This window comes from Aureibaculum marinum (assembly GCF_003813905.1).
GTDB lineage: Bacteria > Bacteroidota > Bacteroidia > Flavobacteriales > Flavobacteriaceae > Aureibaculum > Aureibaculum marinum.
The window spans coordinates 441,467-454,413 of record NZ_RPFJ01000002.1; the positions used below are offsets into that span (position 1 = coordinate 441,467).

9 protein-coding genes are annotated in these 12,947 nt (G+C 33.0%); 5 read left to right on the forward strand and 4 right to left on the reverse strand.

The window, feature by feature from the left end:
* The first annotated feature begins 8 nt into the window (after positions 1 to 8).
* From EGM88_RS02635 to EGM88_RS02645, 3 genes are all read left to right on the forward strand, one after another.
* Positions 9 to 1,874 carry a RagB/SusD family nutrient uptake outer membrane protein gene (locus tag EGM88_RS02635; protein WP_123896414.1) on the forward strand — a complete coding sequence of 622 codons (1,866 nt, stop codon included), beginning with the start codon at positions 9 to 11 and terminating at the stop codon, positions 1,872 to 1,874.
* A 19-nt stretch (positions 1,875 to 1,893) separates the two neighbouring features.
* The gene (locus EGM88_RS02640) at positions 1,894 to 3,060 is read left to right on the forward strand and encodes a SusE domain-containing protein (RefSeq protein WP_162497534.1); all 1,167 of its coding nucleotides are present in this window, start codon (positions 1,894 to 1,896) and stop codon (positions 3,058 to 3,060) included.
* A gap of 82 nt (positions 3,061 to 3,142) precedes the next feature.
* On the forward strand, positions 3,143 to 5,665 hold the full coding sequence (locus EGM88_RS02645) for an alpha-amylase family glycosyl hydrolase (protein ID WP_123896416.1): 2,523 nt from the start codon (positions 3,143 to 3,145) through the stop codon (positions 5,663 to 5,665).
* A 69-nt stretch (positions 5,666 to 5,734) separates the two neighbouring features.
* Here the strand turns inward: EGM88_RS02645 and EGM88_RS02650 are convergent, their stop codons facing one another.
* The 4 genes from EGM88_RS02650 to EGM88_RS02665 form a co-directional block, all read right to left on the reverse strand.
* Positions 5,735 to 7,171 carry a Gfo/Idh/MocA family protein gene (locus tag EGM88_RS02650; RefSeq protein ID WP_123896417.1) on the reverse strand — a complete coding sequence of 479 codons (1,437 nt, stop codon included), beginning with the start codon at positions 7,169 to 7,171 and terminating at the stop codon, positions 5,735 to 5,737.
* Positions 7,172 to 7,311: 140 nt separating this feature from the next.
* Entirely contained in the window at positions 7,312 to 8,130 is an 819-nt protein-coding gene (locus tag EGM88_RS02655; RefSeq protein ID WP_123896418.1) for a 3-keto-disaccharide hydrolase, read from the reverse strand.
* A gap of 12 nt (positions 8,131 to 8,142) precedes the next feature.
* Entirely contained in the window at positions 8,143 to 8,727 is a 585-nt protein-coding gene (locus EGM88_RS02660) for a gluconate 2-dehydrogenase subunit 3 family protein (RefSeq protein WP_123896419.1), read from the reverse strand.
* A gap of 4 nt (positions 8,728 to 8,731) precedes the next feature.
* A complete protein-coding gene (locus tag EGM88_RS02665; protein WP_123896420.1) occupies positions 8,732 to 10,423 on the reverse strand; it encodes a GMC oxidoreductase in 1,692 nt (563 codons plus the stop codon).
* A gap of 167 nt (positions 10,424 to 10,590) precedes the next feature.
* On the opposite strand from EGM88_RS02665, the gene EGM88_RS02670 reads away from it, so the two are divergent.
* Together EGM88_RS02670 and EGM88_RS02675 are read left to right on the forward strand one after the other, a co-directional pair.
* A complete protein-coding gene (locus tag EGM88_RS02670; protein ID WP_123896421.1) occupies positions 10,591 to 11,565 on the forward strand; it encodes a sugar phosphate isomerase/epimerase family protein in 975 nt (324 codons plus the stop codon).
* A gap of 132 nt (positions 11,566 to 11,697) precedes the next feature.
* Positions 11,698 to 12,927: a nucleoside permease gene (locus tag EGM88_RS02675; RefSeq protein ID WP_123896422.1), complete on the forward strand. Its 1,230-nt coding sequence runs from the start codon at positions 11,698 to 11,700 to the stop codon at positions 12,925 to 12,927.
* Positions 12,928 to 12,947 lie beyond the last annotated feature (20 nt).

Below are 12,947 nucleotides of genomic sequence, written 5' to 3' on the forward strand. Positions count from 1 at the left end.
AGATAAAGATGAAAAAACATATTTTTAAAATAACCATTTTAAGTGTAGTGTTAGGTTTATTTACCTTAACATCATGTTTAAACGATTTAGACACGTTACCTAGTGATGATGATATCGCTTTAGCTGACGAAGTATTTGACGACCCTTCTGCATACAAACAGGTACTTGCCAAATTATATGCTGGTTTAGCAATTAGTGGTCAACAAGGGCCTGCGGGTTTACCAGACATATCAGGTATTGACGAAGGTTTTAGCCAATATTTAAGACAATATTGGTTGGCTCAAGAGGTAACCACAGACGAAGCAGTTATTGGCTGGGCTGATGGTAGTTTACCAGATTATCACGAACAAGATTGGAATTCTAGTAATGAGTTTATTACAGCGTTGTATAATAGAATTTATTATCAAATAAAAGCGTGTAATACATTTTTAAACCAAACTACACCAGACCTTTTAAGTGGTAGAGGTGTTGAAGGCTCTTTATTAACAGAAGTAAATACTTATCGTGCAGAAGCTCGTTTTTTAAGAGCGTTGAGCTACTATCATGCTCTTGACTTATTTGGAAACGTTCCTTTTACTGATGAGAATGACCCTGTTGGATATTGGACTCCAGAACAGATAAGTAGAGCTGACCTATTCAATTATGTAGAAAGTGAATTGTTAGCTATAGAAAACGAATTAATAGCTCCAAAGTCAAACGAATATGCTAGAGCAGATCAAGCGGCTGCATGGACTTTATTAGCTAAATTATATTTAAATGCTGAAGTGTATACAGGAGAAGCCAAATATACTGAAGCCATTACGTATGCTAACAAAGTGATAAATGCAGGTTTTAGCTTAGAATCTAATTATGAAAATTTATTTTTAGCAGACAATCACACAGCAAATGGGGTAATTTTCCCTATCGCTTTTGATGGATTACATACACAAACTTATGGTGGAACTACCTTTTTAATTCATGCCGCTGTTGGTGGTACTATGTCTGCAACCGATTTTGGAATTAATAGTGGTTGGGGAGGTACCCGTACTACTAGCTCATTAGTAAATTTATTTAATTACGATTTTAATGTTACAGCAGCGAACAATGCTATAGGAGCTCCTTCAAATTGGGGTATAGTAGGTGATCTTACCGATTGGGGAGGTCAACCTGACTTAACACTTTATCAAACTGGAACCGCAAATGTACTCCAAGCTTATTACCAATTACCTGATGCTGAATTAAAATTTAGACCTGACAATGCTTGGGGTAGCGATTTTGGAGATAATGGAAACAATATAAATGTAACAGCCGGATTATATAAAATAACTATTAATACTGCTGACCAAACCTATTCGATTGACCCATTAGCAGATTCTAGAGCAATGTTCCATACCGATGGACAAAATTTAGAAATTGCTAATATCCCAACTTTTACAGAAGGATATGCCATTACTAAATTTAAAAATGTAGATAGAGCTGGTAATGCAGGTTCTGATGACAGTGGTAATTTTACAGATACCGACTTTCCATTATTCCGTTTAGCTGACGTATACTTAATTTATGCTGAAGCTGTTTTAAGAGGTGGTTCTGGAGGAGATGAAGCCACAGCTATAGGCTATATAAACGAACTAAGAACACGAGCTAATAGTCCCGTTCAAGTAAGTTCAATTGACCTAGACCTTATCTTAGATGAAAGAGCCAGAGAATTATATTGGGAAGGTCATCGTAGAACAGATTTAATAAGATATGGAAAATTTACCTCTGGAGACTATGTATGGCCATGGAAAGGTGGCGTAATTAATGGCACAAGCACACCTTCATATCTAAATCTTTTCCCAATTCCATCTACTGATATAAACGCAAATCCAAATCTTACTCAAAATGATGGTTATTAATCATAAAAAAATGACAAAGATGAAAAACTTAATTAATAAATTAATAATACTGATAACAATTCCAATAGTTTTGAGTGGTTGTGAAGATCGTGACTTAACTATGTTAAACTCAAATGCAACTCTTTCAGCAAATTTATCTTCTACTACTGTAGTTTTAGAGAAAGAAAATGCATCTTCAGACGCTCTTACTATATCTTGGACAAAACCAGATTTCGGTTATGATGCAGCACCAAACTACCAAATATTAATAGACATGGTAGGTAATAATTTTGCCAACTCTATATCTCAGCCTATTGATGGAGGTAGTAATCTTCAAAAAGTATTTACTGCTGAAGAACTTAATAACTATCTTATCAGCCTCGGTTTTGAGCAAGGAGTTCCTATCGATGCAGAAGTAAAAGTAGTGTCTAAGTTAGGTGAATACCATGAATTAGAATCAACAGTTATTCCTTTAAACATTACGTTATATGTAACATCTGAAGCTAATTGTACTTTTGATCAATTATGGTTAGTAGGTGCAGGTATTACAGATGCTGGTTGGGGATGGACTACTCCTGTTGCACTTGCTTGTAATGGAAATGGCATTTACTCAGGCAATGTAAAACTTAACAATAATGGAGGTGCTGATAATAATTTCAGATTCTTTACTACAAAAGATGATTGGGGTTCTGGACAAAACTTCCCTTATTTTGAAGATGATAATTATACTATAGACAGCAATTTTGAAAATGCCAATGATGGTGATAGCAACTTTGCATTTACAGGAACTTCTGGATATTACTACCTTGAAGTTAACACTATCGATAAAAAGATTACTCTTAGTGACCCACAACCTATAGCCGGATGTGATTATGAGCAATTATGGTTAGTAGGTGCTGGTGTTCCTGATGCTGGCTGGGGATGGGCAACTCCTGTTCAACTATTTTGTAATGGAAATGGTGTTTATTCTGGATATGTTAATTTTCAAAATAATGGAGGTGCTGATAATAATTTTAGATTTTTCACTGTAAAAGATGATTGGGATTCTGGACAAAACTTCCCTTACTATGAAGATGCTGGCTACACTATCGACAGCAATTTTGAAAATGCGAATGATGGTGACAGTAACTTTGCATTCGTCGGTACATCTGGATCTTATTTTTTAACAGTTAATACTGTTGATAAAACAATAACATTATCCAATTAATTACTTAATTTATAAGCTTAAAGGCTGTTCGCACAAACACGAACAGCCTTTTATTACTTTTTAAAATTTTTAATTTCAGTGTATGAAAAAAATTTTACTCATTTTATTATTTATAACCAATATTGTTTTTTCACAGCAACAAAATGTAAGTTATACCATTACTCCTTCACCATTTGCAGAAACAGATGAGATCACTATAACTATTACCAATGTAGATCCTTCTGCATGGGGCGTAACAGATATTTACCTATGGGCATGGGCAACTGCAAGTGGTACTGAGATAAACTCCCCCACAAATGGTACTTGGTCAAATTCTAATGAATCTCAAAAAATGACTAAGAACGGTACTAGTTATTCTATTACTTTCACTCCAAGTACTTTTTATAATAAAACCGGATTAACAAGTATCGGTTTTTTAGTAAAAGCTAAAGATGGAACAGGTGATAAAAAATCTCAAGATATTGTTGTAAATGTAGGCACAATTTCGATACCAACTGTTACTGAAGCTCCAGTTCCTGAAGGAATGTTAGACGGAATTAACTATGATTCTACTGACAATACCAAAGCAACTTTAGTTCTGTATGCTCCTGGAAAACAATTTGTAAACCTAATAGGTACAATGAACAATTGGACTAGAGATGATACCAACTACCTATTAAAAAAAGACAGCTCAAAAGAGCGTTTTTGGATAGAATTAACTGGTTTAACACCACAAACAAATATACTCTATCAATATTTGGTTGATGGAGCAATTAGAATAGCAGATCCATATTCTACACTTATTTTAGATGAAAACAACGACCAATATATAAATAGTACTACATACCCAAACCTTCCAGCCTATCCTTCAGGACAAACAAGCCACGCTGTAACAGTGTTAAGAACTGGCGACACTCCATATTCATGGCAAACCACAAATTTTCAACCACCAGCAAAAACCGATTTGGTTATTTACGAATTATTAATAAGAGATTTTGATAGCTTACATAGTTTTGATGCTATAAAAGCAAGATTAGATTACCTTGAAGAATTAGGTATTAATGCCATAGAATTAATGCCCGTAAGCGAATTTGACGGGAACGAATCTTGGGGATACAACCCTTCTTTTCATATGGCATTAGACAAATATTATGGAACGTCAACAGCTTTTAAACAATTTATAGACGAATGCCACTCTAGAGGTATTGCTGTAATTTTAGATGTAGTTTACAACCATGCCACTGGACAAAACCCTTATTATAGAATGTGGAATACTAGTAATGGTGGTTATGGCGGACAAGCAAGTACCGACAATCCTTTTTTTAATCCAATTGCTACTCATACCTATAGTGTATTTAATGATTTTAACCACAGCACACAAGCCACTAGAGAATATGTAAAACGTACTACTCAATACTGGATTAATGAATATAAAATTGATGGTTTTAGATGGGATTTAACCAAAGGATTCACTCAAAATTGTACTGATAGTGACGAAGCTTGTACAGGTAGCTATCAAGCAGACAGAGTTGAAGTACTAAAAACATATGCAGACTATCAATGGGAAGCAGACAATGACTTTTATGTTATTTTTGAACACTTAGGAGATAATTCAGAAGAGACTGAATGGGTAAACTACCGTTTAAATGAAGGTAAAGGCATTATGTTATGGAGCAATTTAAATGGAACTTATAATGAAGCCACAATGGGCTATAACGAAAACAATAAATCAGATATTTCGTGGATAGATTATCGTGAGCGAGGATGGACAACACCTGCTAATGTTACCTATATGGAAAGTCATGATGAAGAACGTTTAATGTTTAAAAATTTACAATATGGTAATGCAGGCGGCAGCTATGACATTACTGATTTAAGCACTGCTTTAGATAGAATGGAATTAGCCGGTGCTTTTTATTTTACTATCCCTGGTCCAAAAATGATTTGGCAATTTGGTGAATTAGGTTACGACATTAGTATTGAAGAAGGAGGAAGAACTGGTAATAAACCCATATTATGGAACTATTTTGATAACCCCGACCGAAAAGATATTTACAATACTTGGTCTCGGTTAATTACACTAAAACAACAACTTCCAATTTTTAAAACCAGTAATTTTTCATTGGATGTTGACAATGCCAATGGACTTAAAAAAATACATTTAACGGATGATGGTACCAATCCTGAACTAAAATACATCACAATTATTGGTAACTTTGGTGTAACAACTCAAAATATAAGTCCTGAATTTCAACAAACAGGTACTTGGCATGATTTATTAAATGACAATGCAACTATTAATGTAGTTAGCGTAAGTGCTCCTATTAGTTTACAACCAGGTGAATTTAAAGTATACGGAAGTAGTACAGTTACTTTAGGAGTAGATGATGTCTATTCAAATGATTTAACAAGTATATATCCTAATCCTGTTAATGATTACTTTAAAATAAACGTTCAGACCAATAAAATAGCTCTTTATGACATTTCTGGACGATTGGTAAAATCATTTGAAGGAAATTTTGAACAAAATAAAACATTTGATATATCAGATTTAAAACCTGCTATTTATTTAGTAAAATTACAATCTGATGAAAAAATTACAACTAAAAAATTAATAAAAAACTAAACTAAAAAAATGGCTCACAGGTTTCATAAACCTGTGAGCCATTTTTTTTAATCTTTAGTTAAAATCTTATTAAAGCTTCCACCCTTCTCTATATTCTCTTTTTACATATTTATTGGCGGGTTCAAAATTAGTAACCTTCATATTTTTTGCATCCCACATTAATCGTTTTCTTCCATTATATTTTGTACCTCCCCAAAAACTAGTTTTGTCAGCATCAGGATCAACTTCAAAATATGCTTTTAGAGCTAAGTTTCCAATCAAAATACTTTCTGTAAAAGGTCCTGCATAATCAAAAGAAGAGCTTGTTTCTGCATTTCCATATCCAGCTCTGCAAGCATTAACCCATTGTAAATAATGACCCTCTGGCACTCTAGTAATTGTTTCTTCCACTTCAAACTGCTCATTTAAAGACAATGGAAGCAATCTAGGGTTTGCACCATAACAATCAGCTAATAATTTCCCTTTAGAACCAATAAAAAGCACACCACCATCCCAGTTTCCAAAAGGCTCATCATTTCCTAATTCGTCAGGTCTCTCTGGCATTATTCCTCCATCCATCCAAGAAACTTTAATAACTCCTTTACCATCGGTTCTAGGATAACTTAAATGAATTTTACTAGAATTAGGGAAACTTTTTGGATATTCAGCAGTTTCAAATTTCCCTTTATAAGATTCTGAAACACTACACTCTACTTGGTTAGGATAAAGAATTGGTAAAATTCTGTAAACAGGATCCATAATATGACAGGCCATATCACCAAGAGCACCAGTTCCAAAATCTGACCATCCTCTCCAATCAAAAGGAAGATAGGCGTCATTATAATCACGCATCTCAGCAGTATTCAACCACAAATCCCAATTCAATCCTTTAGGAATTTTATGTTTTTTTGTTGGCGTCTGTAAAGCTTGAGGCCAAATAGCCCTATTAGTCCAACATTTAACTGTATGTACATCTCCTATTATACCCGTATCATAAATCTCTTTCATTTTCCTAACTCCATCCCCTGAAGCTCCTTGATTACCCATTTGAGTAACTACTTTATATTTTTTTGCAGCTTCTGTAAGCATTCTAGCTTCCCATATATCATGAGTCAGTGGTTTTTGAACATAAACATGTTTACCCATTTGCATTGCTTTATAGGCAGCTACAGCATGATTATGGTCTGGCGTTGATACCGATACCGCATCAATATTTTTATCTTCCTTATCCAACATTTCTCTAAAATCATGAAAATAACTTGCTTTAGGAAAAGATTCTCGCGACTTTATAGACTGTCTATCATCTACATCACAAAGAGAAACAATATTTACATAAGGACTTTTAGCAAATTCTGTAATATCACTTGCTCCTTTACCTCCAACACCAATTGCTGCAATGTTTAGTTTATCACTTGGAGGCACAAATCCTCTCCCCATCACATGTCTAGGAATAATACTAATTCCGGTGGCAATTACTGCAGATTTTTTTATGAATGATCGTCTGGTTGAATTACTTTTTTTTCTCATTATTGGTATACTTATGACTTTGATATTTTTTAGCGTTCAATAGATATAATTTAGGATCAGCTAACAATAAAACACTATGTCAATAGTTGCTTTTTTTTGAAAGATTTTACGTTGTACTTTTATTAGGAATATGTTGCATATTATAACTTCAACAATTCAATATTTTTAAATTCTACCGGATGGCTTTCACTTTGTAATGAAAGATAACCACTTTTAATAGGTTCCCCTATTCTATTTTTATATTCATTATTGTAATCATCTAGATCAGCACCCCCAATTTGAGGTTTTGAATATCTAAGTACTTCTTTATTATTAATTTTATGAATAATTAAAGAGTCATTATAAACCTCAACCTCTAAATTTATCCATTGGTCTACATAATAAGTATCAGAACTTGAATTTGTACAATGAGCCGTTACTAAATCACCATCTAGAATTACATTAGTACCAGGTGTACATAAATTCCCTGTTGACCTGCTTATACCTTCCTCAACACCACCTAACAATTGAACTTCTATACTTAAAGGAAATTTCTGATTCTTTCCCATCATTTTTGGATCTTCACAATGAACCATAACTCCACTATTCTTTGCTGCCCAACTTGGACCATCTTTTATTTGACTCCCTACAAAACGGTATTGTAGTTTTAATCGATAATTAGAATAAGGAGTTTTATAAAAAAGGTGACCAAATTTATCTTTGAATTCACCCTCATATTCATCATAAGAGACTTTTATAACTCCATCTTCTACTCGAAAAGTATTATAGACATTATCACCGTACTCATACCCTCTAATTTTAGGTATCCATCCTTCCAGATTTTTACCATTAAATAATGAAATCCAATTTTCTACCTTTTTTTCATTACTATTTAGTACTGTTTTATTATCATCTAGTTTTGTTTTACAACTAAAAATTAACAATAGCACTAAATTAAATAGAATAAATTTTACTTTCATTTTTACAATTATCTATAATGACCATGCTTTTCCTCTTGTTTCTTCTAAAGAAATACACCCTTGTTGTTTTCCTGGAATTGGATCATACGCTAAAACATTCTTTCCTATTTCTTCACTGGTTTTATATGCCCAAACCGCTCTATCTCTTAACTCTTTTAATGTATTATAAACTAATTTTTCCTTTTTGGTAAATGCTTTTTGTTGTTCTGGAGTACTTCTTAAATATTTTGCTAATAATATATCACAAGATTCTTTGTTTACATCTGTGTTTATTTTGTTTAACACTCCCATCTCTTGCATAATAGCATCTAATCCTTTCTTAAAGCTAACCTTTTTTTTATCAGAAGCTGTTTTTGCAATATACAAATCAATAAATTCTGGTACATTTACATCTAAAGCTCCTGGAGTTGCATCTGTTTTAGGTAAAATTAAATCGACTAACGTTTTTAAAATCTTACCCTGTTCTACAGACAAAAAAATAGGATTCCACAACGCTTCTTCTGTTATACAACTCTGTAACATACTTAAAACGGTTGGAGTAGCAACTACATAACCTAAAGACAAACCTAATCCTTTTAATGCTTCTCTTCTATTCATTACTTTAAGCTCTTTTTGATTTAAACTGTTTTACAGCATGTTGTGCCGCTCTAGCTGTTAAGGCCATGTATGTTAATGATGGATTTTGACAACCAGCAGAGGTCATACATGCACCATCTGTAACATACACATTTGGTACGCTATGAATTTGATTATAAGCATTAAGTACTGATGTTTTTGGGTCTCTTCCCATTCTTGCAGTACCCATTTCATGAATTCCTATTCCAGGTGCTTTTACACTATCAAATGTTCTAACATCTTTAAACCCTGCTTTTTCAAGCATTTCTGCAGCCTGTTGTTTCATATCTTCTCGCATAATAAGCTCATTCTCTTTCCATTCTGCATCAAAAGTCACAGTAGGCAATCCCCATTCATCTAATTTATCATAATCTAATGTCATTTTATTTTCATGATAAGGCAAACATTCACCAAATCCGTTAATTCCCATACTCCACGGACCTGGTTCTAAAATTTTTTCTTTAAACTCTGCACCATAAGCCAGCTCAGCAACATGTTCTTTTATTCCATATCTTCCACCACCTCCTTGATACCCATATCCTCTAAGAAAATTTTTTTGTTCTGTTTTTTTATCTCCTAAATTTCTAAATCTCGGAATATAAATTCCGTTTGGTCTTCGTCCTTTATAATATTTATCTTCATAACCCTCTACCTTAGCACTAGCTCCGGCTCCTAAATGATGATCCATTATATTATGACCTAATTCTCCAGAATCATTACCTAATCCATTAGGAAACCTATCTGATTTTGATTGCATCAATATAGCTGCTGATGCAATGGCTGATGCACAACAAAAAATAATATCTGCATAAAAAACATAGGATTCTTTTGTTTCAGCATCAATAACTTTTACACCTGTTGCTTTTTTTAACTTAGCATCATATATAATTTCATGAACTATCGAGTTAGGTCGCAAGGTCATATTCCCGGTAATTTCCGCTGCAGGTAAAGTTGAGGCATTACTACTGAAATATCCACCATAAGGACACCCTCTTATACACCTATTTCTAAATTGACAATTAGTTCTTCCTTTATGTTTATGATTTCCTGTTATGTTAGCCACTCTACCAATGGTTAGTAACCTATCCTCATAATTACTCGCAATTTTAGCCTTAAATTCTTCTTCAACACAGGTTAATTCCATAGGTGGACTAAAAACGCCATCTGGCAACTGTGGTAATCCTAATTTTTCTCCACTCACACCAATATATCCTTCAACATAATCATACCACGGAGCAATATCTTTATAACGTATAGGCCAATCTACACCATATCCATCTTTGACATTGGCTGTAAAATCCAAATCACTTAAACGATAGCTTTGACGGCCCCAAGTTATAGAACGCCCCCCCACATGATATCCTCGCATCCAATCAAAACGTTTAATTTCATTATATGGGTGTTTAATATCATCAACAAACCAATGTTTACTTTCGGCATTTGTAGTGTACCCCGTTCTACTCTGTTTTTCTTGTCTCTTTTGATCCTCTACCGAATTACTTCCTCGTAATTCCATATCCCAAGGGTCATCATACATAGTAGGGTATTCTCCGTGTTTTACCATTCTACCTCTTTCGAGAACCAAAGTCTTTAATCCTCCTTCACATAATTCTTTGGCTGCCCAACCTCCACTTATTCCCGTTCCAATTACTATAGCATCGTAATTTTCTTTAAACATGTCATTGATTGATTTTAAATTAATTACACAGTACCTATCTAATAAAAATAGCAATATATTTTTAAGTAATGAATAATTTTAAAGGCTAAATTTAATCAAATTATTAATATTCTAATGAAACTTTTGTAATTTTATCGTTCTCAAGAAAAACCAAACAACTAACGATTATGATAAAAAAAATTTTATTTACATTATCCTTGATACTCATAGTATCTACTTCAATTACCTCTTGTAAAAAGAATACTAAAAAAACAGAAGAAAAAGACAAAACTACTTTGACTGAAAATAGAAATCCATTTTTCAAATTGTCATTAGCCCAATGGTCTTTACATAGAGCAATTAATGACAAGACTTTAAATCCATTAGACTTTGCACAAAAAGCAAAAGAATTAGGTTTTGAAGGGATAGAGTATGTATCAGGGCTTTACACTGAAGAGTTAAAAAATATGGGCATGAAAAATCTTCTAGATTCTTTAAAAGCTAAAAGTGATAGATATAATATTCAAAATGTACTAATTATGGTAGATGGCGAAGGGAATTTAGCTACTTCTGACGAAAACGAAAGAAATGAAGCTGTTAATAATCATAAAAAATGGGTAGATGCAGCAGCTTTTTTAGGCTGTCATTCTATTCGTGTAAATTTATTCGGTGCTACCACAGAAGAGGAATGGATTGTAAATGCTACAAAAGGATTAAAATTACTTTCAGAATATGGAATATCTAAAGGAATTAATATTATTGTTGAAAATCATGGAGGGCTTTCTTCTAATGCTGCTCTATTAGCACAAGTAATTAAAAACGTAGATCTGGATAATTGCGGAACATTGCCTGACTTTGGTAATTTTTGTTTAAAAAGAGAAGGCGGAGCCCAATGGAATGCAAAATGTATTGAAGAATATGATAAATATAATGGCACCAAAGAAATGATGCCTTTCGCAAAAGGAGTTAGTGCTAAATCTTATGATTTTGATGCCAATGGTAATGAAACCACACTCAATTACGCTCGTTTATTACAAATTGTGAAAGATGCTGGATATACAGGTTTTATTGGTGTTGAATATGAAGGTAGTCGTTTGAGTGAAGAAAAAGGAATACAGGCCACTAAAGAATTATTGATAAAGACGGTCAAAACATTAGACTAACCCAACCACATAAATTAAGCCAATGCCTATGAAGATTATCAAAATATATCTATAAACAATATGTTTTGTAACCTTTATAGCATTATTTTATAAAAATATATAGCTACTAATTAAATCACTAAAAATATACAAATGACAAGTAAAATACGATTCCAACTATCCTTTATGATGTTTCTAGAGTTTTTTATCTGGGGCGGATGGTTTGTAAGCTTAGGCTCTTTTTTGGCAAATAATTTAAGTGCTACTGGTGCCCAAACAGGCATGGCATTTTCTACACAATCTTGGGGTGCTATTGTTGCCCCATTTATTATAGGACTTATTGCTGATAGATATTTTAATGCAGAAAAAATTCTAGGTGTTTTACACCTAATTGGTGCTGTGTTAATGTATCAAATGTCAAAAACTACAGAATTTGACACCTTTTATCCTTATGTACTAGGATATATGATAGCCTATATGCCTACACTAGCACTCGTAAATTCAGTTTCATTTAATCAAATGAAAGACACCACTAAACAATTTCCTTTAATTAGGGTTTGGGGTACTTTAGGATGGATACTTGCAGGCTCTCTGATTAGTTTGGCTTTTAAATGGGATGCAATTGAAAATATAGAAAGAGGTTATTTGTCTTACACCTTTTTAATGACAGCAATAGCCTCTGCCGTTTTAGGATTATTTAGTTTTTCCTTACCCAAAACTCCTCCTAAAGTAAATAAAAATGAAAAGGCTCGAATTTCAGATATTTTAGGATTAGACGCTCTAACCCTATTAAAAGATAGAAACTTTTTAATTTTCTTTATTTCGTCAGTACTTATTTGTATTCCTTTAGCCTTTTACTACCAAAATATAAGTCCTTTTTTAACCGAACTAAAAGTAGAAAATTCAACTTCATGGGCTTCTTTAGGCCAACTTTCAGAAATATTATTTATGCTATTGCTTCCTATTTTCTTTAAAAAATATGGATTTAAAAAAACTATACTTGCAGGCATGCTTGCTTGGGTAATTAGATATTCATTGTTTACTTTTGGAAACGCAGGTGATTTATTTTTTGTTTTAATTATAGGTATAGCATTGCATGGTATTTGTTATGATTTCTTTTTCGTTTCTGGCCAAATTTATACAGATTCAAAGGCAGGTGAAAAATATAAAAGTGCTGCACAAGGACTTATTACTTTGGCTACTTATGGTGTTGGCATGCTGATAGGGTTTTATATTGCAGGCAAAATTTCTGACAATTACATAATTAATGAAGGCTTACATAGTTGGAAAGATATTTGGATATTCCCAGCAATTTTTGCAGCTATAGTATTTTTAATATTTGCCCTTTTATTTAAAAATGAAAAAATAGAATACTCAGAATAACTGTTAGAATATATTAAATT